This window comes from Yersinia sp. 1252 StPb PI (assembly GCF_048593885.1).
GTDB classification, from domain to species: domain Bacteria; phylum Pseudomonadota; class Gammaproteobacteria; order Enterobacterales; family Enterobacteriaceae; genus Yersinia; species Yersinia enterocolitica_E.
This window is the reverse complement of the sequence record NZ_JAZGQE010000068.1, coordinates 1-22,913: the sequence shown is the minus strand read 5'-3', so window position 1 is coordinate 22,913 and position 22,913 is coordinate 1. Positions and strand designations below refer to the sequence as shown.

Sequence of the window (22,913 nt, the reverse complement as noted above, 5' to 3'; positions counted from 1 at the left end):
TCTTATGGATGAATCATTAAATGGACTCTTTAGTTGTAGCGATAGCAGAAGCTTTATTTAATTTATTGGTAAGCCTATTTTCTTTTTTATTTTCGATAATACTCTTCGTGGTTGAAGCAATCTATTCTTTAAGCTACGGTGCTAAATGGATACGTATATTAATCACAGTAGGCGTATTGAGTGTTATTGCGGGTAGTATCGTGTTTTTTGCCATGATATGAAGATCAATTTAATCGACTCTCCCGCTATGCGTTCTTGTGGTTAGTCATCTGCATGTTAAATAATATCATTAAAAAACAATCTGTTAATTTACGGTTGAGTGTCGGGGAGTACCGTCACTTCTGAAATATCAGTTTGATGCCTAGCAGCGCCATGACCAAACCACCAATACGGTCAAAATATATTTTGAAACGCATATAATAGTTTCTTGGTACCGGGGCGGACAGGACACAAGCGACGATTGCGTACCAAATGAGGTCAATCAAGAATGCCAGAACAGGTAACACAATATATATCCAGCCCACGATATTCTGAGTAAGGATTGCGGCAAATATGCCGCCAAAAACCAGTGCTGTATTAGGATTACTAATTTGTGTAATAAGCCCGATATAAAATGAACGAGACAGACTTGTTTGTCCGCCAACCTCGGGTTCAAATTTTATTGCTTTTTTAGGCGCGAAAAACATTTTAAAGGCTAAATAAATGAGATAAAAACCGCCGCCGATTTTAAGTGACATATATAGCCAAGGTACGGTGAGTAGCAAAGATTGCAAACCAAGCAGAGCGACCAAGGCAAAGAATGCACACCCGGTGCCCATGCCTAAAGCAACGGCTAAAGCATTTTTAAGTGAGGATGACATTGCCGTTCGCGCAACAAGGATGAAACTCGGCCCTGGAGACATAGCCCCTAAAGCTATCACTCCACTGATGGTTAAAACAGCAATAATAGCACTGTCCATGTTATCCTCCCTGTAAGTATTCCTCTGTTTCTACTCGTCATTTTTTACAAAATCAATGGCTTTATCTTGTTTCCAAAGAATTCGAAATGAATCACTAAATACTCAAGTCGATAGGGGGTTGTATTACATCATCCGTAGTGGGGGCGATTGCGCCATTCTTTGTGTTATCTCACCTGTAGCCATAAACAAAACAGCCAGTCAGAGGGTTAATCTAACTGGCTGTTATTTAATGATTTAATTTACGGGCGAATCACAGAGTTGGGTAGTCGGTATAACCTTTTGCGCCACCGCCATAGAAGGTATCACCATCTGGTTCATTCAACGGAGCCTGTTGTTGCAGGCGGGTTACCAGATCCGGGTTAGAAATATAGCTACGGCCAAAGGCGACAGCATCAATAAACCCTTTATCAATGAGCTCTTCAGCTTTTTCAGCCGTGTATGCACCGGCACCCACAATCACACCTTTGAATTTGGCGCGCACGGCATCACGGAATGCGTCGGAGTAAGGCTTACCACCCGCCCAGTCGGGTTCTGACATGTGCAGATAAGCAATATGACGTTTGTTCAACTCGTCAATGAGGTACAACGCAGCCTCTTCCTGATCCTCGCCATTATCCAAGCCGTTGAATGGCCCCAATGGTGAAATACGAATACCAATATGTTCAGCGCCCCATTCGGCTACTGTTGCATCAACCACTTCCAATGTCAGACGGGTACGGTTTTCAATACTACCGCCGTATTGGTCGGTACGTTGATTGGATGCCGGAGACATAAATTGATGCAGCAGGTAGCCGTGGGCAGCATGCAATTCAATATAGTCAAAGCCAGCTTCACGGGCATTCGCTGTTGCCTGGCGGAAATCATTAATGATGCCAGGGATCTCTTCTGTTTCCAGGGCGCGTGGGGTGGAGCAGGGAATGCGTACCCAGGCTCCCGTTTCATCGCGCACGGTGGTGCGGGTATCCGCGGCAATGGCTGAAGGTGCTACCGGCGCTTGCTGACCTGGCTGCAAACTGTTGTGCGAGATACGGCCGACATGCCATAACTGTACAGCAATATGTCCACCGTCTTCATGCACCGCCTGCGTGATTTTTTTCCATGCGTTTAACTGTTCCTGAGTGTGTAACCCTGGAGCACCCGCATAGCCTTTCGCCTGGAAAGAAATCTGGGTGGCTTCGGTAATAATCAAACCGGCGCTGGCCCGTTGACGGTAATATTCAGCCATCAGAGGAGTTGGAATATCACCTGGCTCAATGCTGCGCAAGCGCGTTAGCGGAGCCATAAATACGCGGTTTGGCAATGTGAGCGCGCCAACTTTCAAAGGGGAGAACAGTTTAGCAGTCTTCATGGTGCGTCCTATATTAATAGACCAGTCAACTAGCAACTGGGTAAATTCTGAAAAACAAAGGTGTTAGCTTCAGAATCATTGGATTATGGGGTTGGTTGTAGAATCAGTTCGATACTTTCTAGCGCACAGGTCAGCGGAGCAACCGATCGTTTCACTTTAGCCCGCAGTGAAGCACCGAGCCACAAGGCATACAGTGTTTCAGCGGTTGCCGCCGGTGAGAGCGTAATGCGCAGCGAGCCTTCAGCAATAGCGGCTTCAATGGCATCTTGCAACCGACCAATCACACGGGCAGTGCCGATATCCAATGCATGGCGCATAGGTTCGGATAAGTCACTTACCTCTGCTGATAGTTTCACCGCCAGACAAGCATTGTGGCATTCACTGCCACAATAGTTAGCAATAGCTTGAGCAAAATAGTGCAACAAATGGTGGCGCATATCACCTTGTGAATGGGTGAGCAGGCTTTCCATTTCAGCGTCGTAACGATCAAAATAACGCTGTAGCATCGCTTCACCAAAAACTTCCTTAGAACGGAAATAGTGATAAAACGAGCCTTTCGGTATGCCTGCCGTGGTCAGTAACAGGCTGAGACCCATACCATTAAAGCCAAGACGCAGGCTAAGGCTCTCACCGGTTGCTAACAGATGTTCACGGGTGTCTATGTGTGTGTGCTGTATTTTGTTCATGTCGCAAAGCGTAATAGACCAATCGGTCTAGGTCAAGAAAAAAAATGCCAGCGGAGGGAAACGCTGGCATCAAACTCACTATCAGGTATTAACTCTTTACGGACTTTTTTGACTGATTCTTTCGCCCTGGGTTCGGCATTTCTGTAGTAAATCTAGTTCTGATTGGTATTCACTGGTTTGAATATTCATCATGCCCAATAAGGTATGGAACAGATTATCTTGTGATATTTCATCATGTTGTGCACTGGATGATAAGCACTGACGGTCAATGCCATAGTTTTTTGTATATTCAGGTGATAGCCACATTAGAAATGGTATATGTGTCTGCTGACTTGGGGCGAACATATAAGGGGTACCGTGCAAATACATACCATTTTCGCCTAATGACTCACCGTGATCAGAGAGATAGACCAGCGCAGTGTTAAAGTTATTATTGTGTTGTTGCAATAACTTAATGGTGTTACCCAACATCGCATCGGTATAAAGAATAGAGTTATCGTAGGTATTTACCAATTCCTGTGGGGTGCAATCCTGAATTTGGTTGCTATCACAGGTAGGGGAAAACTGGCGAATCTCTGGGGTTGAGCGGCGATAATAAGCCGGCCCGTGGCTGCCCATTTGGTGTAAGACAATGACACCGTCACCTTGTAGCCCATTAATATAATTATCTAATTTATACAGTAATGCGTTATCTAAACAGACCCCGTTCTCGCAATCGGCGGTGAGCTGCAATTGGGTAACATCCTGATGTGGAATGCGATCGCAGGCACCTTTACAACCCCCGTCATTTTCGCGCCATAAGACATTCAAGCCAGCGTGGGCAAGAATATCCATTAAGCCCTCCTGATGACTGGCGAGGGTGGCATCATAATTTTTGCGCGCCATATTCGAGAACATACAAGGTACCGACACCGCAGTTTCAGTCCCGCAGGATGATGCTTTGCTGAAATAGGTAACATCTTGTTTTTTTAGGTTCGGGTTGGTTTCTCGCCCATAACCGCCCAAGGAGAAATTCTCTGCACGGGCAGTTTCACCGACCACGAGAATGACCAGCGTTTTCTTTTGTTGCCCACTAATCAATGGGCCTTTATGGGCATCTTCACCGAGTGTTACCAGTGGCAGATTACGGGTGAAATATTTGTGTTTAGTGAATTGAAAACTGCCACTGACAAAGTTGGATGGGGTTAACATTTTAACGATGTTTTTATTATTACGAATCAACGATGCATAATCTTTATAAAACAGGGCAGCAACCAACAGAATAATCACTGCTGATATCAAAATATTTGCTGCGCGCAGCCCCAACATATACCACCATGGGCGGCTGACCCGAATACGGGCAAAGCAGACCAGGGTCGCAGGAATAATACCCGCCACCAGTAGCCATAGGGCCATACGGGGAGTGAAAAGAGCGGCCGCCTCTTGTGAGTTGGTTTCAAAGGCATTTTGCATCATATTGGCGTCAATGACGGCACCATAACTAAACATAAAATAGTTTGCCGCCGCGCTGCCCAACAGCAATAGAATAATGATTGGCTTATGCAGAAAGGGCACAGCTAACAGACTAAATATGATGTTCAGTGCGCAAAATATCACCACCGGAATTGTCGCGGCGAAGAAGTAACTGTCACTGCTGTCAAAATGGATCAGCGACCAGGCTTTCGCAATAAACAGTGCGTTATGACCCAGAGTGAAAAAGAGTGCACTGGCCAGGATAAAACTTAGACTGTTACACTGTAACTTATATCGAACATTCATTGTGAAAATGGAATCCTACAGTTCACTAATTACCTGAATGGTATCGAATGAAACTTAAGATAACCTTAGCGGTTAAGGGCCGCGCCTCGGCGCTGATAGCGGATTTTTACAACCGTAAACAAATTGGACTTGCCAGCTGCGGTGAAGCAGTCTTCAATTAAGGTATCAGCCGCAGGAGGCAGCGTGTCTCAGCAACTTGAGTTTTTCGACATTCCCAGTCCGTGCCGTGGCATCTGCCAAACAGATGACCGTGGCTTTTGCCGTGGCTGCCTGCGTAGCAGGGATGAGCGCTTTAATTGGATGAAAATGAGTGACCCGCAGAAACGGGATGTATTGCGTTTATGCCGCCAACGTCTACTGCGCTTGCAGCGTGGTAACAAACAAGTCGATGAGCCGTTACCAGAACAACCTTCCTTATTCTAATTCGCGCTTAATCGGTCTTAAACTTTACCATTTCTGGCTATTTTACCGCTAAGCCCCCGTTTGACCTTGAATTGATGGTTCAGGGAGGATTTAACCTTACCGCCGGTTGTGTATGCTTATAGGTAGATAAACAGATGAGGTAGCTAATAATGGATACACGTAGCCAACTGGCTCCGCTTGGACCTGAATTTTCACGTATGATTTGCGGTTATTGGCGGCTGATGGAATGGGGCATGACGCCTGAGCAGTTGTTGGTTTTTATCGAGCAACACATTGAGTTGGGTATTACTACGGCGGATCATGCTGATATTTACGGCGGTTATCAGTGTGAACAAGCATTTGGCCAGGCCTTACGGCTTAAACCGTCCTTGCGTGACCAACTGGAGCTGGTGAGTAAATGTGGCATTGCCACCACGGCTAAACCGGAACATGCGTTGGGGCACTACATTACGGATAGTTCACATATCATTGCAAGTGCTGAGCAATCATTGGCCCATTTGCACACTGATTATCTTGATTTACTGCTGATTCACCGACCGGACCCGTTGATGGATGCCGATGAGGTGGCAGAAGCCTTCACCCAACTGCACAAAAGCGGCAAAGTAAAATATTTCGGTGTGTCAAACTTTACCCCTGCGCAATTCAATTTACTGCAATCACGCCTGCCATTCTCGCTGGTCACGAATCAGGTAGAGATTTCGCCGCTGCATCAGCCTGCTATTGTCGATGGTACGCTCGATGCCTGCCAGCAACTGCGTATCAAACCCATGGCATGGTCTTGTCTCGGTGGCGGTAGGTTGTTCAGCGACCCGGAGTACCAGGCATTACGTGATGAGTTGCAGGCGGTAGCTGACGAAGTCGGTGCAGCAAGCATTGAGCAAGTGGTTTATGCCTGGGTGCTACGTTTGCCGTCAGCACCGCTGCCGATTATTGGCTCTGGCAAGATAGAGCGGGTTAAAGCCGCATGGGCATCACTCTCCTTGACGATGACGCGCCAGCAGTGGTTCCGCATTCGTCGTGCTGCACTGGGTTATGACGTGCCTTAAGCTTCTTTTCTGCGCCAGTAAGCCTCAGGCTGGCGCAGTTTTGTTTTCCTCGGCAGGAGGGGCCAGTTGCAGTTGTGTCAGTGAGCAATATAATCGCCAAATCAGCCCCGCCAGTTCCCGCCCAGAGGCATCGGGGTATTGAGCCAAAATAGCACTCATTCGTTGTAACTCCTGCAATGTTGCGAGTAACGAACTGGGTTGCACACCTTTTTCGGCCATACACCCCTTCAGGCAGTGAATACAAACGTCCCGTACTGCTGACAAGGGTGCAGAGGTGGTTTGCCAATCACGTAATTGCCAGACCACATGGCTACAATTGAGCAATACCATCCCCCAACGCAGCAGCCACAGGCGAGCTGACTGATCTTTACTGAGATTGAGTTGGTTAATTCGATGGTAAATCAGTGATTCGAATTGATTCTGGCTCTGTTGTGGATGGCTACTGATCTGATCAATGAAATCGCGGCGGAGCATCCGAATGATACGTCGACTTTTGCGTTTATCAGAACTGGGGCGCAATAGCTGAAAAGCAACACCTGCTAACATTACGCCGACTAATTTACCAATATTATCATTAAGGAACTCTTGATAATCATAGCTCGGCGGGTTGGTTACACTTAGGAAAGAACCCATAAAGACAATCAATTGTCCCCACAATGAAGCATAGGCCGGATGCTGTAGTTTCATCATCTGCATGGTGATTAAAATGGGGAACAGTACGGCAGCAAATTGCCAGAAATCATCAATCTGTACCATCACACCAAACTTAAGAATAAAGCAGCCGATAGAAAGCAGAACAATGGCTTTCAATAGTGTAGCAATACTGTCGGTTGGCGACGGGGTTGCGGAGTAGAGCACGCAACTTACCGCGGCCAATGCCAGTGCAGCACTGCCCGAACTCCACTGCGTATTTATCCAAAATGCACAACCAATAACAATACACACGAAGGTTCGCAGCCCGTTATAGGCGGCCTCATAAGTATCGGTATGGCGAGCCAGCGCGGTTACTGGTGGCGGTTGTGGCAGGTCGCTGGCCGATTCTTTATCCAACTGTGTCAGCCAACGATTCACTTGCAAATATAACCAACAAAAATGCTGTAATCGTAACCAGAAGGCGCGGTGTCGATAGTCGAACTCATCATGCGGGGCGATTTGTTGCAGTATTTTGGCCAACTGATATTTATCGCAATCGGGTCGCTGTAGTGTTTGTAGCAACTGTGATAGCACTGGTGTCAGGTTCTCCGGTGGCGTTGGCCAGTTAAGCAACATGCGCCGTAAACTGGTAATTACACTGGTTATACGTAATTGACGATGCAAAATAAAATTCAAGACGTTATTTTGCCGCCGCAAGCGGTAATGGCTCCAAAAGGCCTGGATCCGCAGTACATTCATGGTCAGAATCTGGCCAATTACCCCTTCATGTGAGGCACGTAGCTGGGGGTTATGATCGGTTTGCCACAATAACTCGGCATGTTCCAGTAAGCGAGATTGCATGCGGCGCAGTGAGGTCAGTAATGCTTCGCCGTCGGAGGTGCTCGGCATCAGCATCATCATCAGGCCACCACAAAGAATACCGGTAATCACTTCACACACTCGGGCTTGCGCGATATCAAAAATTTGCTGGGTGCCAGCGGTGTTGACCGTAGAAAAGGCAATAATTGCGGTGGTATAACCGGCTAACGCAAACGCATAAGAAACATTATTTTGATAGTGATTGGAGACAAAAGTACAAAGGGCAATCCAGGCTGCAATTGCAAAGGTAAACAGCCAGGGGTCATTCAGGCAATGGCCGGCAATTACCACGGATGCGGCCGCCCCCAGTAAGCTGCCGATGATGCGACCAATACTTTTGCTGATGACCCCGCCGACGGTGGGGAAACTCACCACTGCAGCGGAGGTCATTGCCCAGTAAGGCTCATCTAAATTCAGCGCAAAGGCAATCCACAGTGATAAGCACATTGCCAATGAATTACGCAATGCATAACGCCACTGACCGGCATTGGCTTTACCCCATGGGGTCTGGTGCCACAGGGGGAAGGAGATACGCATCGTTTAGTCAACCAGTGAAATAGTGCAGGTGGTGCCCGCAATAAGGGTGACATCGGCTGGGACATCCAGCAGTTTGATTCTTACCGGAACCCGTTGGGCCAGCCGTACCCAAGGAACATTAGGTTTTACATCTACCAATAAGTCACCGCTGCTATCAACACTTTGGTCATAAATAGCACGACCAATACTTTCGACTACGCCGCGTAAAGGAATGTTGCCATTATACAAAACAATCTTGGCTTTATTACCTTCTCTAATATGTTTCAACTTGGTTTCTTCGAAATAGCCCATCACATAGAATGAATTGGTATCGATTAGCGCGACTAATGGTATGCCGGCGGTAGCATAGTTACCCACCCGTGTTTGCAAGTTGGTTATATAACCATCGGTCGGCGCATAAATACGGGTTTTGCTGAGATTCCATTTCGCTTGTTCGACATTCGCCACCGCGCCCTGGTAGGCCGCTTTCATGCTATCGGCGGTTAAGTTGGCAATGTCGAGATCTTCACCAGAAATGATGTTTTTCGGTAAATTTCGCCGACGTTCTGCTTCATGATTCGCTTTAGCCAGGTCAGCTTGCGCCTTCACTAAAGCGGCTTGCGCGTTATCCAGTGCCAGTTGGTAGGGTTGTGGGTCAATCACAAATAATAAGCTACCCGAGCTTACCAACTGGTTATCATGAACTACTATTTTAACCAGTCGGCCCGACACTTCCGGGGTGATGCTGACCAATTCAGCCCGGACTTTACCATCGCGAGTCCAGGGTGATTGCATGTAGTAGTTCCACATCCACCAACCCGCACAAAGTGCGAGAGCGAAGACAATGACAGAGGAGAAATATTTAAGAGACTGATGATTCATATCAATTTACCAACTGGCTAATATCCATAAAGAAACGCTGACCGCAATGACAAAAATTGACAGATCCATTAATATTGGATGCCAGATGTCACCAGAGTAGATCCAATTCCGTAGGACATGATGGATCAATAGCCAAAACACCAAACCTAGCATAACCGCCTTAAACATCGGCGGGAAATAGATTGAGGCACCTATAACCAAGTCTGTAAGAGGTGCGTTTATGGGTAACACTGATACATACATAAGGTTAATCCTTAATAGGTATTTTTAGCCAAAACATCATTTTTTCTAAAGGATTCGCCGTATTTATTGCTATTACCCTAGCATCGACGGTATATATACATTTGTGTTTTTAATGTTAATTACCCAAAATAGACGGGACTCTGGGAGTTATGCTAGCACGCTAATTAAAAGGAGGGGCAATTGGAATCGACATTAGGATCTGATTTAGCACGATTAGTTCGCGCTTGGCGCGCGCTTATCGACCATCGGTTGAAGCCGCTGGAGTTAACTCAAACGCATTGGGTTACCTTGCATAACATTAATCGTTTACCGCCTGAACAGTCACAAATTCAACTGGCAAAAGCGATTGGTATCGAACAACCATCATTGGTTAGAACCTTAGATCAACTGGAGGAGAAAGGTTTAATCACACGGCATACCTGCGCAAATGATCGTCGTGCGAAGAGGATAAAACTGACGGAGCAGTCTTCACCGATAATAGATACGGTTGATGGAGTCATATGTTCCACCCGTAAAGAAATTCTTGGGGGGATTTCAACAGATGAGATTGAATTGCTATCTGGTCTGATTAATAAGCTTGAGAGCAATATTAACCAATTACAAAGCAAGTAATAATAAAGATTTACGACTCTATTCACAGCAGAAAGAAATATTTTAGTAAAACAAGCCAGAGTTCATTACGAACTCTGGCTTTTACCTGAAGACAGTAATAGCAGAGTTATTAGCGTGGGCTAACGGTAACGGTGCTACCACTGCTCGCTAGCATCACGCGCTGACCGACGCTAAAGCGAGTTGGGCCTTGTTTTTGCACCACCAGAATGGTTGTGCCGTCATCTTTACGGACTTCAAGTTGCACGCCGTCGGTGCGGTTCATTGCGCCCTGAACACCTTGCCCTGCCATACCACCCGCAACAGCACCTGCTGCAGTTGCCAGGCTACGACCAGTGCCACCACCAACAGTATTACCAAGGAAACCACCCAGGACTGCACCGCCAATGGCACCCATAACATTGTTTTCATCGCCACCCTGAATAGTGACTGGGCGTACGGATAGTAGGGTACCGTAAGTCACAGTTTGTACTTGTCGGGCTTCGGATGCGCTGAAGACATCACCGGACAGGGTGCTATTATTGGCACAACCGGTCAGAGTAACCGCAGCGATAGCAACGGCGATTAGTGGCTTGATCATAAAAACTCCTATTAAAAATGCACAACCGTATTACGGTTCAGTATGCCAGGGATATCCAAATCCAGTCCATTGATGGCCCAGTATTTGCACAAGGCCGATATTTGCACAAAGTATGGCTTACCCAAATGTTTATTTCACTACTTACTTATTTTAACTTTCTGCTTAATTTTTCGACCACCATCGATGGGTACGCAGCTTAGCGGTTTATACTTCAACGAATATTAAACGGCAGTTTAACTTTCTTAAAGTAAGAAATATCACTGCGATAAATGAAAATGTCAGTAAGAGTGACTTTTATGTGACCTTTCCTACAAATAAAAAGTAGCGTTTAGGACAGGCTCCTATAGCGGTATACACTTTAAAAAGTATATCTTTTCAGGGTGTTAATTTTATTATTCTGACTTGGCTTGTGGAAAGTCTTATTGCTATTTTGTCCCTGAATGAGGGAATAAGGTCATTGCTATGAAATCAGGCCGTTTTATTGGAGTGATGTCAGGAACCAGTCTGGATGGGATTGATGTGGTGTTAGCTGCCATTGATGAGCGTATGGTAGCCCAGCAGGCCAGCTATAGTCATCCAATGCCGCTACAGCTGAAAAAAGATATTCTCGGCATGTGTCAGGGCCAGTCTACGACCTTGTCCGCAGTGGGTAAGCTTGATGCCCAACTGGGTATCTTGTTTGCGCAAGCGGTGCAGGGCTTACTGGCAAAAGAAGGCCTTAGCGCACAGGACATTACCGCCATTGGCTGTCATGGGCAAACGGTGTGGCATGAACCGCTCGGTGAACCGGCGTTTACAATACAATTAGGTGATAATAATCGTATTGCAGCGTTGACAAACATTGCTACTGTTGGGGATTTCCGCCGCCGTGATATGGCTTATGGCGGGCAAGGTGCACCTTTGGTGCCCGCTTTCCACCATGCTTTACTAGCCCATGCCACCGAGCGGCGCATGATACTGAACATTGGCGGTATTGCTAATTTATCTATGCTATTACCCGATTTGCCGGTGCGGGGGTTTGATACCGGGCCTGGCAATATGTTGATGGATGCCTGGATCTGGCGTAATCGTGCCTTACCCTATGATAAAGATGCGTGCTGGGCACTGTCGGGGCAAGTTAATCAACCGCTGCTTGAGCTGATGTTCAGTGATCCCTATTTTGCCAAACCTGCCCCAAAAAGTACCGGGCGCGAATATTTCAATGCCGGGTGGTTGGATAAGCAATTGGCGAAGGTGCCGGGGCTGAAACCGGAAGATATTCAAGCAACGTTGGCAGAGTTAACTGCGCTATCAATCGCCGAGCAGGTGCAGTTGGCAGGGGGCTGTGAGCGGCTGTTGGTGTGTGGCGGCGGGGCGCGTAACCCGTTGCTGATGTCACGGATGTCAACCTTGTTACCGGGGACGGAGGTGTGCGTAACTGACAATTTTGGTGTGAGTGGCGACGATATGGAGGCTCTGGCGTTTGCCTGGCTGGCATTTCGGACGTTGTCCGGTAAATCGGGTAATTTGCCATCGGTGACCGGAGCCAGTTGCGAAACCATTTTAGGAGCAGTCTATCCTGTATCGTCACGCTGAGGGTGTTAAGCTGCCATAGGGTACGGTGCCTTATTCCATCAACGAGGACGACATAATGAAACACTTATTTGTTGCAACTTCAGTATTTGGCGTAACAGCAGTATTGATGTTGGCAGGATGCAGTCTGGTTCAACCTAAAAGTGAAACGTTGCATTATCAGTGTGGCACAACCCGGCTGACCGTTGCTCAGGACAACCGCCAAGATAAAGTCAATTTGGTGTTAGATGGTGAACAGTTGACCTTACCTCAGGTGCGTGCAGCTTCCGGCACTAAATATAGCGACGGCCACTATAGCTTCTGGTCGAAAGGAAATAGTGCTTTTGTTGAGCGTGATGGAAAAGTCATTATCAATGACTGTGTTTTGATCAAGTAATCAGGCCGTTGTCTGCTCTGAGTGATTGTGATTCTTGCTCTGCAAGGGCAGAATAATAGTCACTGCTTTCCTGCGCGTTACAGAGCTTATATGACTGACAAGAATGAATTTGATGTTGCAGATCTACGTCGTGAATATATTCGCGGCGGTTTGCGTCGCAGTGATTTAACCGAAAACCCACTGGACTTATTTGAACGTTGGTTAAAACAGGCCTGTGAAGCGCGTTTGCCTGATCCAACAGCTATGTGTGTGGCTACGGTAGCTGCCGATGGCCAACCTTATCAGCGCATTGTGCTGCTGAAGCATTATGATGATCAGGGCATGGTGTTCTATACCAATTTGGGCAGCCGCAAAGCGCAGCAACTGGCTGAAAATCCACATATTAGTCTGTTGTTCCCTTGGCATATGTTAGACCGGCAAGTCATTTTCCTCGGAACCGCAGAACGGCTTTCAACCCTTGAAGTGCTGAAGTATTTCAGTTCCCGCCCGAAAGATAGCCAGATTGGTGCCTGGGTTTCTCAACAATCATCGCGTATTTCTGCTCGTGGTGTATTGGAAAGTAAGTTCCTCGAGTTAAAGCAAAAATTCCAGCATGGTGACGTGCCGTTACCCAGTTTTTGGGGCGGATTCCGCGTTAAGTTTGACTCTGTGGAGTTTTGGCAGGGCGGTGAGCATCGCTTGCATGACCGTTTTATTTATCAACGGCAAGCAGATGCATGGAAAATTGACCGTTTAGCCCCTTGAGAACGATGAAATAATTGTGGTTAAGCCTAGCGCTCGTGTGACGGGCGCTTTATTCTATACCCTTCGTACTTGAAGCCGCAGGGGTGTTTTTACGTTCGTTACTCGGCCCACCCCTGAGTCTCGCCTCTGCGAGGCCACGGCAAGCAGATTTGTCACCCGAATCGCTTATTTCTTATTTGAGTAAGCTCAGTGGGATTTATTTGCTTGCTGCCTGGCTGCAACACCAAGTTCTTTGGGTATAAATCCTCTTTTCCTGGTAAAAGATAATTTTTGTAAAAGACAATTTTTTGTGAAAAACAATGGAGTCGTTGATGACCAGCAGCAACCTGATTAAACAATTGCAAGAGCGGGGCCTCGTTGCCCAGGTTACGGATGAAGACGCGTTAGCAGAGAGACTGGCGCAAGGGCCAATTTCACTGTATTGCGGTTTCGATCCTACCGCAGACAGCTTGCATTTGGGTCATCTGGTTCCGTTGTTGTGCCTGAAGCGTTTCCAACTGGCTGGGCATCGTCCCGTGGCGCTGGTCGGCGGCGCTACCGGTATGATTGGTGATCCAAGTTTCAAGGCCAGCGAACGCAAACTGAATACGGAAGATACGGTTAACGAATGGGTGGAGAAAATCCGCCGTCAGGTTTCGCCATTCCTCGATTTTGATTGCGGTGAAAACAGTGCTATTGCGGCCAATAACTACGATTGGTTTGGTGGCATGAATGTGCTGACCTTCCTGCGTGATATTGGCAAGCACTTCTCTGTTAATCAGATGATCAATAAGGAAGCGGTTAAGCAACGCCTGAATCGCGATGACAGTGGGATTTCGTTTACTGAGTTTTCCTATAACCTGTTACAAGCTTATGATTTCGCTTGCCTGAATAAAGCTCACGGTGTGGCGCTGCAAATCGGCGGCTCTGATCAGTGGGGTAATATTACCTCTGGTATTGATTTGACACGCCGCCTCCATCAGCAGCAAGTTTATGGCCTGACCGTGCCATTAATTACTAAAGCTGACGGCACTAAATTTGGTAAAACCGAAGGTGGTGCGGTATGGCTTGATCCGAAGAAGACCAGCCCTTACAAATTCTACCAGTTCTGGATTAACACCGCAGATGCCGATGTTTATCGTTTCCTGAAGTTCTTTACTTTCATGAGTATGGAAGAAATTAACGCGCTGGAAGAAGAAGATAAAAACAGCGGCAAAGCGCCACGTGCGCAGTATGTTCTGGCCGAAAATGTCACCGGCATGGTCCATGGTGCAGAAGGCCTTGCTGCCGCCAAACGTATTACCGCGAGCTTATTCTCCGGTGATTTAAATGAGATGACCGAAGCCGACTTTGCTCAGTTGGCACAAGATGGCATGCCGACAATTGAACTGGGCCGCGATGCTGATTTACAACAGGCATTGGTTAATGCTGAGTTGGTCCCTTCTCGTGGGCAGGCGCGTACTATGATTGGTTCTAATGCTGTCGCCATTAATGGTGAAAAGCAGGCAGACCCAGAATACATCTTTACCGATGCTGATCGCCTGTTTGGGCGCTATACCTTATTGCGTCGTGGCAAAAAACATTATTGCCTGATTAGCTGGCTATAAGAATGAAATAAGATAAGGGGCCGCAATGCCCCTTATTTTTTGGCTAATGTTTTGTTAGCTGATGTTTTATTCCGGTCAGCGCTGTATTACAAAGTGGGCATGGGTGCCCTTAACTTTAGGCCGTTCCAATGAAAAATATACTTTCGATTCAGTCTCACGTTGTTTTTGGCCATGCGGGTAATAGTGCTGCTGAATTTCCTATGCGCCGAATGGGGGTCAATGTTTGGCCGCTGAATACCGTCCAGTTTTCCAACCATACGCAATATGGTCACTGGACCGGTTGTGTGATGCCCGCCAGCCATTTGACTGAGATAGTACAAGGCATTGCCGATATTGATCGGCTGAAAGATTGTGATGCGGTATTAAGTGGTTATATCGGTTCACCCGAACAGGGCGGTCATATTCTGGCTGCGGTTGCACGCGTAAAACAAGCCAATCCGAATGCCTGGTATTTTTGTGATCCGGTCATGGGGCATCCAGAGAAGGGCTGTATCGTCGCCCCAGGGGTGGCAGAGTTCTTCTGTAAAGAAGCCTTGCCTGCCAGCGATATCATTGCACCGAACCTGCTTGAACTGGAGCAGCTTAGTGGTGTGCGGGTTGAAAGTGTCGAACAGGCCGTTAAGGTTGCTCGTGATCTCTGCGCCCAAGGGCCAAAAGTTGTGTTAGTTAAGCACCTAAGCCGCGCCGGTTATCATGCTGACTGCTTTGAAATGTTATTAGTCACGGCCGATGAGGCATGGCATATCAGTCGTCCGCTGGTGGACTTTGGTGCCCGCCAACCGGTCGGTGTGGGTGATTTGACCAGTGGTTTATTGCTGGTGAACTTGCTGAAAGGTGAAGCACTGGATAAGGCACTGGAGCATGTTACTGCCGCTGTATATGAAGTGATGCTGAAAACTCAGGAGATGGGTGAGTATGAACTTCAGGTTGTCGCCGCTCAGGATGGAATTGTTAATCCCGTCAGTAAATTCTCTGCCATCAAGTTATAATCCCTGCTATACAGTGCCCCTTAATGGAGGGGCACTCTAATTAATCAAATGACTTATTTCTTAACGTCTTCTGCGGCTAATGCGGCTTTAACGGCTGGGCGTTCTGCTACACGGCCCATATATTTATCCAAATTACTGCGCTGGGTAATATCAAGTTTCAGCGCACTCGCCCAACGAGTGACAGTAAATAAATAGGCATCAGCCACGCTGAATTTTTTGCCTAACAGATAATCGTGTTGTGCTAATACGCTGTCTACATAACTGAATTGTTTATTCAGCCGCTCACGTGCGATCGTTTTATAGTCATCCGGTGTTTTCGGGTTAAACAGTGGGCTGAAACCTTTATGTAATTCAGTCGCAATGAAGTTTAGCCACTCAATGGCATGATAGCGGGAAAGAGTCCCTGATGGGGCAATCAGGTGGCGGTCTGGCACCATATCTGCCAGATATTGCACGATAGCAACACCCTCAGTGAGCAGGCTGCCATCATCCAGTACCAAGGCGGGTACCTGTCCTTTTGGGCTGATGCTTAAATAGTCTTCACCCGTTTCAGTTATTTTGGCCACCAGATCGACACTCTCAATACTAAAATCTAACCCTGCTTCACGTAATACAATATGTGGAGACAGAGAGCAGGCACCGGGTTTATAGAACAATTTCATCACAAACTCCTTAATCGATCACTGAAAGAAAAAAGCTTCCTTAATCCTAAGGCAGGCGGGGGAAAAATGCTGCTAGCGGTGTAATATAATTGTGCGGGAAATAAAATTAGTCGCAGAAATAAAGTGTTGTCCTACAGCAGTGAGTATCCACCGCTGTAGGTAATCCCTGTCTGTTATTATCAGGCAGTGGAAATCAGTTACCGTGGTGGGCGAGTGCTGATCGATGCGGACCAGCTAAAAGTGGTAGTACTTGGTGCGGTTTTTTTGGTTTTTCTTTCTACGCGGGTTAACTTGGCGACTTGTTCCCGAGCGTTCATGATTTTATCTATTGCTTCTTCTCTTACTTTATTCTGTTCTGAATTGGTTAAAGCCCTTCCTAAATTTATTCTGGCTCTATCGAGTTGCGTTTTGACGTCACGTTGCTCACTTTCGGTCATTTCTTTTAATGTTAGCCTTTTCATTTTTTTCGCCTTGTTTGCATCAGTCTTACTCAGTGTACAACCTTATCCTGCGTGTGGATGTAAGAGATTGCGATCTGGGCGACATTAATCACCATAAAAGCCTGATATTAGCCCCAGTCAAAGCTAATAAAGCGAGAACCAACGGAGTAACAGCCACCGCTCTCTGTACATGTTATCAGGAGCGGTGTTAACGAAGGGAATGTTTGGAGGTCATAATAGCCGTGAACCGTAACCCCACAGCAATACAGTCAGACCAAGGAGTAACTCTAATACCAGCACGCCGATGGCAAATGTGGAACCGGAGAAGATAAAACCTTCTTGTCGGTCTATATTTAAGAAGGTGGGGATCGCCAAATACATCAGGTAGCCTGCATAGCAGAGTGCAATGATGCCAACCAATAAGCACAACCAGATAATCGGGTAGAGGGCAACCACGCCACCTAAAAACATGGGCGTTGCGGCATAACCGGCGAATAAGGTACAGCTTTGCCAACTGGGCCGGCTCTCATAGCGGCGGGCCATCCAATAAATCACTCGTCCCATGAGAGCTACCGCCGCCAAAATCAAAACATAGAAAATAATGGCAAAATAGAGTGCGGTAAGGGGCGCCAGTTTTATTATCTGACCATCACCAAAGTTCCAGCCCACTTGTGTGGTGCCGATAAACGCGCAAATCACGGGAATGGCAGCCATTAAAAGGACGTGATGGGCATACAGGTGGCGGACACTTTCCCCCTCGCGTTTAATTTGCTGCAATTCCTGACTAGGACGGGTCAGAAGCCCCCATACATGGTTTATCATAAATCACCTCCTTGCCGGTTATTGACCGCAAATAACAGACGGGTTTCATTCTGATATCGCTCAAAATGGGGTTAACGCTGTGCGGTCTGTTATCAGTATAGTTTATTTTTTGCGCACAAATAATGTGACGAAGTTATCATTGATAAGGCGAGTGATATTCATCATCTTAGTAAATGTTTAAGATGAATCAGTGAATTAATCAGGTATTTTTAAACAGGAGCCGTTTATGGGTATTCAGGGAAATGATAGTCGAATTGACAACATAGAGTTTGCCGTCGGTGATATTGCCCGCTCGAAGGATTTCTATGGCAAGGTATTCAATTGGCGCTTTACTGACTATGGCCCAGGATATTGTGAGTTTACCGATGGCCGACTGACCGGCGGCTTCACCACCCTGAGTGACGTTCAGCCCAACGGTGGGCCGTTAATCATTCTGTATGCTGATGATCTTGAACAGACGCAAAAACGGTTGGAAGAAGCGGGAGCCTCTATTGTGCTGGCGATATTTACTTTCCCCGGCGGGCGTCGTTTCCACTTTACCGACCCGGATGGCTATCAGTTGGCGGTATGGTCTGATAAATAAGTATTGAATTTAGGACTTATTCTCGCCAAACGACAGGCTGTCTGAGTTTTACGTGGGAGTTGGCAGGATAAAGCACCTGGCACGCGTGCTTTATCCTGCCGGGCAATTATGCGGCGGTTACTGGGGTCGCTTTATTACTCTCTGTTGGTGCGAGAGTCATGCGATACAGTTTTGGTGCGGTGAGCATCATCAATACTGCGATAATGGCAGTGACAATACCAATCTGCATAAATACATGGCTATAGATTGCCAGTGATGCATGGGCATCAGTAATATCACTTGGCACCGCAGTTAATGCTGCAACTTTACCGGCGATCAGGGCTGCTGCTGCCGTCGTCAGGAACCATGAACCCATGATGAAGCCCATCAAGCGCTGAGGTACCAACTGCGCAACCATCGCCAGGCCCAGGCCCGAAATCATCAGTTCCCCGATACTTTGCAATGCGTAGCTCAGGATCAACCAGTTAACGGACACAATGCCATGTTCGTTGGCGAAGCTGGCACCCCATGGTAGAACCAGGAAGGCCGCAGAGCAGAGCACCATACCGAAAGCAAACTTGTGTGGCATTGGCAGGCGGTCACCCATCTTATTATAGATAGCCGCCAGTATTGGGCTGGCTACCATGATCCAGAACGGGTTCAGCGCCTGATACTGTTCTGGTTCGAAGGTAATACCAAAGATTGAATGCTCAACGTTATGAATAGCAAAGAAGTTCAGCGACGTTGGCATTTGGCTATACAGCACAAAGAACACCACCGCTTCCAGCATCAGTAAGAATGCCACAATCATTCGGCGGCGGGCAGTACCATGCAGAGAGAAGGTCTCTTTGGCAAAGATACAGATGATGCCCAGAGATACTAATGCCAACGCCCAACGTGCCACTATTTGGTTATGCAGCAACCAGCTTGACAGCGTGACCAGTGCAACCACACCCACCAATACCATCAGTAACTTTTTAATCTGTAGTGGTGCAAAGTCAGGTTTTGAACCTTGATTTTTTACCCATTTACGGCAGAACCAGAAGTTTACCAAGGTGATCAACATACCCACTACGCTCAGTGAGAATGCGACGCTCCAGCCATACTTCGCCGCTAACCATGGGGTGGCCAGCATAGAGAAGAATGAACCGATATTGACGGACATGTAGTACATGGTGAATGCGCCGTCTAAACGCGGATCATCTTTGTTATAGCATGTTGACAGCAGAGAGGAGGGGTTGGCTTTGAACAAACCATTACCAACCGCAATGGTCGCCATACCCAGATAAACCCAGAAAATGTCATGGCCCGAGTAGGCAATCATGGCATAACCGACTGCCAGCGTTAATGCACCAAGCACGATGACACGTTTGGCACCGAGTACCTTATCGCCTAACCAGCCACCGATGGCCACAAAGCCATAGACCAGTGCACTGAAGGATGAGAACAAGGTGATGGAGTCGGCTTCGCTCATCCCGAGCATTTTTACCAGATAGACGGCCATGATCCCTTGCAGGCCGTAATAACCAAAGCGCTCCCAAAGCTCGATAGAGAAGATCAGGTAAAATGCTTTTGGTTGTTTGAAAGCATTCATACTGATGCTTTCGGGTTGCTCACTGTTGGGTGGCTGTTGACTGTTGTTTGCTGTTGACACGGGGACCTCTGTTTTTCACTACCGACCATAAATGGTGGGAGAGACAAAAGTGAATGCGCGAATCGGCATCCTTTTGCATTGTTATAAGATGTTTAGCGGCGGTTAATGTTCACTATCTTTGTCAACGAGACAAGGCTTTTGCAATATTCTGTTACATATATCTCAAGCAGGGCTATGCGACCATGTTACAAATGTTATGCAGTATTAACGTTTATGTTTTAGCTGTTTGACGATTTTTTGTTTTGATTAAAAGCTGAACTGATTTTATTTGGTGATATATTCTGCTATTTGATTGGTTAATGGTTTATATGGTCATATGTGAGTGAATAAACAATTCAATATTGTGGTTATTGTGAATAATCTGAAATTATCCAAATTTCGTTCAAATGTTAATCAGTAAAATGCCTGAGTTGAAAGATGAAATGGGATCTGGATCAGATAGCTGTGTAAATTTTTCGCGCGAAAAAGGCCAGCACGGCAAAACATGCCACAAAGGGACGATGGTATACTGGATAGAATCATGACAATCTGAGTATCTGTATGGATATCAAGCAACTGGTTTATCTCTGTAATCTGGAGCGCGAGCGCCATTTTGGTCGTGCGGCTGAGGCCAGCTTTGTCAGCCAGCCAACATTGTCGATGCGTCTGAAAAACCTGGAGCGGGAACTGGGGGTGGCACTGATAAACCGGGGTAATAATTTCGAAGGATTTACCGCCGAAGGTGAGCGCGTATTAGCCTGGGCCAGAGAGATTGTCTCTGTCTATCAAGGGCTAAAGTTAGAGGTGGAGTCCCTTAAACATGGTTTAAACGGCACGCTGCGTATTGGTGTAGTACCACAATGCAGTATCTCGTTGGCACTATTACTTAAAAGTGCCAGTGAACGCTATCCCCACCTGGATTACCGTGTTTCAGTGTTAAGTGCTGACCAATTACTGGAAGCTTTAACCGGTCACTCGGTCGATGTGGGCATTGGTTTTTTTGAATTGACCACCTTGAATGAGCTGCATTTTCAGGTACAACCGCTAGTTGACGGGGGCATTGACCTGGTGTTTCACCCCGGACATTTCCCTGATTTGATCGGGACTGAGCCGCTGACACTGACCCAAGTGGCACAACTGCCGCTCTGCCTGGCTGAACCCAGCCGTTACTTCCGCCGTTATCTGGATAACAGTTTTCGTGATGCCGGTCTGTCGCTGCATGTGCGGCTGGAAAGCACTTCTATCTTTCAGTTATTACAAGGCATCTTTGTCGGTTTAGGTTGTGGCTTGTTCCCGCAGGGCAGTCTACTTGAGGATATGTCACCTGACCTGCAACGGCGGCCGGTGGATATTGTGAAGATGAGTCGGCATGCTGCTGTCGTGGTGGCTGAACCAGGGCGAGTTACACCGCTGGCCCAGCACTTTTTTGATGTCGCTAAAGTGTGGTTGGCTACCCACTAAAACACTGCAATCCGCAATTGCGGGTGAGTATCAAACAGCTTGCCCCAGCGTTTGTCTTAACCGGTTGGTCCATCCGGCTGCGGCGGTGTCGAAGATGATACTCACCAGTTGCTGATTACTGACACCCAGAGCTAACAATGGACTGATATGTTGATGACTAAAGCGTTCTGGCGCGCGAGTCAGCTCGGCTGCGGCATAGATAAGCCAGTGGATAATCTGCTCATCAGATTGAGTCGCCAAAGCGTTATCAATCCCCGCGTCAAGTGCCGTTATCAATGTGGTGTTAGGGGTTAATTGCTGCAATTGGTGTTTATGGATAGCCAGACAGTAGCGACTGCCATTGATGCGCGCAGTCACCAACGCCACCAATGCCAGCCAATCAGGTGGCAGCAACAGAGGATAATGTTGCCGGGTGATAATGGTGCGGTACGCGAGCAGACTTTGTTGATGTTGTTGCAGCAACTCACTGAGGGTTATCTCTGTTTCATCTGACGATGGCTCAGATGAAATGATCTCTGAGGGTAACCAACCTTGCCATTGCGCTACAGATGACGCTATCAAGCCTGCGGGAGCATCTTCCATGCGCGGAAAACCGGGCAATATTACCGTAGGATATCCAGCGAGTGCACCAAGGGCTGCCACTACTCTGGCTTGATAACTAACAAAACCAATAATCTGCGATAAAACGATAATATCTGTAGCGGTTAAACCTACATCAGCGAGTTGTTGCAAAGCATGCTTATCAATTAATGTCGGCTGACTGGCCAGTTGACGGGCATATTGGGTTATCTGTGTCAGTCGCATATTACTTTCCCGCGATGCGTCCGGGCTGGAAAGTGGCGTCAGGCGGGCGGCATAATGGCTGCACAACCGTTGAACCCCGGTAACTTGTGCCACCGTCAGCGCGGTACTTAAGCGGTCATACAGTGAAAATGTGTGGTCTCGGTTCAGCTCGACAGTGAGCGGGAAAAGTGCCTGATACATTGCATCTGAGGCAGACAAAATCGCCGCATGCTGGCGTAACGGGTCATCTAATCGGGCGGGAATAGTGTCGGCTAAGCCAAGCAAAAAGATACCCTGTTCAATGCTGTTCTCATTTGTCAGCAGATTATCGCCATTACAACTATTAGCACTGTAACTCTCGTCGGTGACGGGGGCGGCGTAGATCTCCGGGTTACCGCTGCGTTGAGTTTCATGATACCAATGGGCATTATCCTGTTGTCGAAATTGCACCATGATGACCTCCGTTAGGGACAGCAACGCGCCCAGGTTAACGATAAAGAGGTTGTAAGCACCGTTTGGCTATAAACCGGGAGCGAGTCAGTGACAAGGGTAGGTAGTGCGGTATCGGACCGGGAGCATAGCAAAGTAGTCGGTATCAACATCGGCAAGATATCCTGTTGTTTTATGGAATGAACACAGTGGATATCATTACTGATTGAGTTTGCGAGATAAAATAATGTTAAACCATAATCCATAACTAAAAGTAATAACATATTATTAT

Annotated in this window: 23 protein-coding genes; 10 read left to right on the top strand and 13 right to left on the bottom strand. The window is 47.2% G+C overall.

What is annotated here, in order from left to right:
- Positions 1–335: 335 nt before the first annotated feature.
- The 4 genes from V2A85_RS11930 to eptA form a co-directional block, all read right to left on the bottom strand.
- On the bottom strand, positions 336–959 hold the full coding sequence (locus tag V2A85_RS11930) for a LysE family translocator (RefSeq protein ID WP_420071519.1): 624 nt from the start codon (positions 957–959) through the stop codon (positions 336–338).
- 250 nt (positions 960–1,209) lie between these two features.
- Positions 1,210–2,307: an alkene reductase gene (locus V2A85_RS11925; RefSeq protein ID WP_420071518.1), complete on the bottom strand. Its 1,098-nt coding sequence runs from the start codon at positions 2,305–2,307 to the stop codon at positions 1,210–1,212.
- Between the two features lie 83 nt (positions 2,308–2,390).
- Positions 2,391–2,993 (bottom strand): TetR/AcrR family transcriptional regulator, encoded by a 603-nt coding sequence (locus V2A85_RS11920; protein WP_420071517.1) that lies wholly within the window; start codon positions 2,991–2,993, stop codon positions 2,391–2,393.
- 96 nt (positions 2,994–3,089) lie between these two features.
- Positions 3,090–4,751, bottom strand: coding sequence for a phosphoethanolamine transferase EptA (eptA, locus tag V2A85_RS11915; protein WP_372559113.1), 1,662 nt, complete (start codon positions 4,749–4,751; stop codon positions 3,090–3,092).
- 183 nt (positions 4,752–4,934) lie between these two features.
- On the opposite strand from eptA, the gene V2A85_RS11910 reads away from it, so the two are divergent.
- Positions 4,935–5,174 carry a DUF1289 domain-containing protein gene (locus V2A85_RS11910; RefSeq protein ID WP_372559112.1) on the top strand — a complete coding sequence of 80 codons (240 nt, stop codon included), beginning with the start codon at positions 4,935–4,937 and terminating at the stop codon, positions 5,172–5,174.
- Positions 5,175–5,323: 149 nt separating this feature from the next.
- Positions 5,324–6,220, top strand: a complete 897-nt coding sequence (locus tag V2A85_RS11905) for an aldo/keto reductase (protein WP_420071516.1) — start codon at positions 5,324–5,326, stop codon at positions 6,218–6,220.
- A gap of 24 nt (positions 6,221–6,244) precedes the next feature.
- On the opposite strand, the gene V2A85_RS11900 is transcribed toward V2A85_RS11905, so the two are convergent.
- The 3 genes from V2A85_RS11900 to V2A85_RS11890 are packed head-to-tail and all read right to left on the bottom strand — an operon-like array spanning position 6,245 to position 9,373.
- Positions 6,245–8,269 (bottom strand): FUSC family protein, encoded by a 2,025-nt coding sequence (locus V2A85_RS11900; protein WP_420071515.1) that lies wholly within the window; start codon positions 8,267–8,269, stop codon positions 6,245–6,247.
- 3 nt (positions 8,270–8,272) lie between these two features.
- Complete coding sequence (locus tag V2A85_RS11895; RefSeq protein ID WP_372559109.1) at positions 8,273–9,130, bottom strand: efflux RND transporter periplasmic adaptor subunit; 858 nt, start codon at positions 9,128–9,130, stop codon at positions 8,273–8,275.
- A gap of 6 nt (positions 9,131–9,136) precedes the next feature.
- Entirely contained in the window at positions 9,137–9,373 is a 237-nt protein-coding gene (locus tag V2A85_RS11890) for a DUF1656 domain-containing protein (protein ID WP_083158747.1), read from the bottom strand.
- Between the two features lie 180 nt (positions 9,374–9,553).
- On the opposite strand from V2A85_RS11890, the gene slyA reads away from it, so the two are divergent.
- Positions 9,554–9,985 carry a transcriptional regulator SlyA gene (gene slyA, locus V2A85_RS11885; protein WP_083158748.1) on the top strand — a complete coding sequence of 144 codons (432 nt, stop codon included), beginning with the start codon at positions 9,554–9,556 and terminating at the stop codon, positions 9,983–9,985.
- 109 nt (positions 9,986–10,094) lie between these two features.
- On the opposite strand, the gene V2A85_RS11880 is transcribed toward slyA, so the two are convergent.
- Positions 10,095–10,562 (bottom strand): glycine zipper 2TM domain-containing protein, encoded by a 468-nt coding sequence (locus V2A85_RS11880; RefSeq protein ID WP_083158749.1) that lies wholly within the window; start codon positions 10,560–10,562, stop codon positions 10,095–10,097.
- Positions 10,563–11,024: 462 nt separating this feature from the next.
- Between V2A85_RS11880 and anmK the strand changes: the two genes are divergently transcribed.
- The 5 genes from anmK (at position 11,025) to pdxY (ending at position 15,829) form a co-directional block, all read left to right on the top strand.
- Entirely contained in the window at positions 11,025–12,137 is a 1,113-nt protein-coding gene (gene anmK, locus V2A85_RS11875) for an anhydro-N-acetylmuramic acid kinase (RefSeq protein ID WP_083158750.1), read from the top strand.
- A gap of 55 nt (positions 12,138–12,192) precedes the next feature.
- The gene (locus tag V2A85_RS11870) at positions 12,193–12,510 is read left to right on the top strand and encodes an MliC family protein (RefSeq protein ID WP_372559108.1); all 318 of its coding nucleotides are present in this window, start codon (positions 12,193–12,195) and stop codon (positions 12,508–12,510) included.
- Between the two features lie 90 nt (positions 12,511–12,600).
- A complete protein-coding gene (gene pdxH, locus V2A85_RS11865) occupies positions 12,601–13,254 on the top strand; it encodes a pyridoxamine 5'-phosphate oxidase (protein ID WP_372559107.1) in 654 nt (217 codons plus the stop codon).
- 311 nt (positions 13,255–13,565) lie between these two features.
- Positions 13,566–14,840 (top strand): tyrosine--tRNA ligase, encoded by a 1,275-nt coding sequence (gene tyrS, locus V2A85_RS11860; RefSeq protein ID WP_372559106.1) that lies wholly within the window; start codon positions 13,566–13,568, stop codon positions 14,838–14,840.
- 128 nt (positions 14,841–14,968) lie between these two features.
- Complete coding sequence (gene pdxY, locus V2A85_RS11855; protein WP_372559105.1) at positions 14,969–15,829, top strand: pyridoxal kinase PdxY; 861 nt, start codon at positions 14,969–14,971, stop codon at positions 15,827–15,829.
- 53 nt (positions 15,830–15,882) lie between these two features.
- On the opposite strand, the gene gstA is transcribed toward pdxY, so the two are convergent.
- The 3 genes from gstA to V2A85_RS11840 form a co-directional block, all read right to left on the bottom strand.
- Positions 15,883–16,491, bottom strand: coding sequence for a glutathione transferase GstA (gstA, locus tag V2A85_RS11850; protein ID WP_083158755.1), 609 nt, complete (start codon positions 16,489–16,491; stop codon positions 15,883–15,885).
- Between the two features lie 197 nt (positions 16,492–16,688).
- Positions 16,689–16,952, bottom strand: coding sequence for a DUF3811 domain-containing protein (locus V2A85_RS11845; protein ID WP_005184457.1), 264 nt, complete (start codon positions 16,950–16,952; stop codon positions 16,689–16,691).
- 210 nt (positions 16,953–17,162) lie between these two features.
- A complete protein-coding gene (locus V2A85_RS11840; protein WP_420071514.1) occupies positions 17,163–17,753 on the bottom strand; it encodes a Yip1 family protein in 591 nt (196 codons plus the stop codon).
- 226 nt (positions 17,754–17,979) lie between these two features.
- Between V2A85_RS11840 and V2A85_RS11835 the strand changes: the two genes are divergently transcribed.
- On the top strand, positions 17,980–18,336 hold the full coding sequence (locus V2A85_RS11835; RefSeq protein ID WP_083158757.1) for a VOC family protein: 357 nt from the start codon (positions 17,980–17,982) through the stop codon (positions 18,334–18,336).
- Positions 18,337–18,442: 106 nt separating this feature from the next.
- Here the strand turns inward: V2A85_RS11835 and dtpA are convergent, their stop codons facing one another.
- Positions 18,443–19,969 carry a dipeptide/tripeptide permease DtpA gene (dtpA, locus tag V2A85_RS11830; protein WP_372569223.1) on the bottom strand — a complete coding sequence of 509 codons (1,527 nt, stop codon included), beginning with the start codon at positions 19,967–19,969 and terminating at the stop codon, positions 18,443–18,445.
- Between the two features lie 540 nt (positions 19,970–20,509).
- On the opposite strand from dtpA, the gene V2A85_RS11825 reads away from it, so the two are divergent.
- A complete protein-coding gene (locus V2A85_RS11825; RefSeq protein ID WP_420071513.1) occupies positions 20,510–21,409 on the top strand; it encodes a LysR family transcriptional regulator in 900 nt (299 codons plus the stop codon).
- A gap of 30 nt (positions 21,410–21,439) precedes the next feature.
- Here the strand turns inward: V2A85_RS11825 and V2A85_RS11820 are convergent, their stop codons facing one another.
- Positions 21,440–22,645: a CMD domain-containing protein gene (locus V2A85_RS11820; RefSeq protein WP_420071512.1), complete on the bottom strand. Its 1,206-nt coding sequence runs from the start codon at positions 22,643–22,645 to the stop codon at positions 21,440–21,442.
- Positions 22,646–22,913: the final 268 nt, after the last annotated feature.

Excerpts from the sequence above, each read along its gene's own strand:
- V2A85_RS11880 (WP_083158749.1), bottom strand. The coding sequence starts at position 10,562 with ATGATCAAGCCACTAATCGCCGTTGCTATCGCTGCGGTTACTCTGACC.
- tyrS (WP_372559106.1), top strand. The coding sequence starts at position 13,566 with ATGACCAGCAGCAACCTGATTAAACAATTGCAAGAGCGGGGCCTCGTT.
- V2A85_RS11890 (WP_083158747.1), bottom strand. The coding sequence starts at position 9,373 with ATGTATGTATCAGTGTTACCCATAAACGCACCTCTTACAGACTTGGTT.
- gstA (WP_083158755.1), bottom strand. The coding sequence starts at position 16,491 with ATGAAATTGTTCTATAAACCCGGTGCCTGCTCTCTGTCTCCACATATT.
- eptA (WP_372559113.1), bottom strand. The coding sequence starts at position 4,751 with ATGAATGTTCGATATAAGTTACAGTGTAACAGTCTAAGTTTTATCCTG.
- V2A85_RS11840 (WP_420071514.1), bottom strand. The coding sequence starts at position 17,753 with ATGATAAACCATGTATGGGGGCTTCTGACCCGTCCTAGTCAGGAATTG.
- V2A85_RS11825 (WP_420071513.1), top strand. The coding sequence starts at position 20,510 with ATGGATATCAAGCAACTGGTTTATCTCTGTAATCTGGAGCGCGAGCGC.
- V2A85_RS11820 (WP_420071512.1), bottom strand. The coding sequence starts at position 22,645 with ATGGTGCAATTTCGACAACAGGATAATGCCCATTGGTATCATGAAACT.
- V2A85_RS11895 (WP_372559109.1), bottom strand. The coding sequence starts at position 9,130 with ATGAATCATCAGTCTCTTAAATATTTCTCCTCTGTCATTGTCTTCGCT.
- V2A85_RS11870 (WP_372559108.1), top strand. The coding sequence starts at position 12,193 with ATGAAACACTTATTTGTTGCAACTTCAGTATTTGGCGTAACAGCAGTA.
- V2A85_RS11845 (WP_005184457.1), bottom strand. The coding sequence starts at position 16,952 with ATGAAAAGGCTAACATTAAAAGAAATGACCGAAAGTGAGCAACGTGAC.
- V2A85_RS11925 (WP_420071518.1), bottom strand. The coding sequence starts at position 2,307 with ATGAAGACTGCTAAACTGTTCTCCCCTTTGAAAGTTGGCGCGCTCACA.
- V2A85_RS11835 (WP_083158757.1), top strand. The coding sequence starts at position 17,980 with ATGGGTATTCAGGGAAATGATAGTCGAATTGACAACATAGAGTTTGCC.
- V2A85_RS11920 (WP_420071517.1), bottom strand. The coding sequence starts at position 2,993 with ATGAACAAAATACAGCACACACACATAGACACCCGTGAACATCTGTTA.
- V2A85_RS11905 (WP_420071516.1), top strand. The coding sequence starts at position 5,324 with ATGGATACACGTAGCCAACTGGCTCCGCTTGGACCTGAATTTTCACGT.
- pdxY (WP_372559105.1), top strand. The coding sequence starts at position 14,969 with ATGAAAAATATACTTTCGATTCAGTCTCACGTTGTTTTTGGCCATGCG.
- anmK (WP_083158750.1), top strand. The coding sequence starts at position 11,025 with ATGAAATCAGGCCGTTTTATTGGAGTGATGTCAGGAACCAGTCTGGAT.
- pdxH (WP_372559107.1), top strand. The coding sequence starts at position 12,601 with ATGACTGACAAGAATGAATTTGATGTTGCAGATCTACGTCGTGAATAT.
- V2A85_RS11900 (WP_420071515.1), bottom strand. The coding sequence starts at position 8,269 with ATGCGTATCTCCTTCCCCCTGTGGCACCAGACCCCATGGGGTAAAGCC.
- V2A85_RS11930 (WP_420071519.1), bottom strand. The coding sequence starts at position 959 with ATGGACAGTGCTATTATTGCTGTTTTAACCATCAGTGGAGTGATAGCT.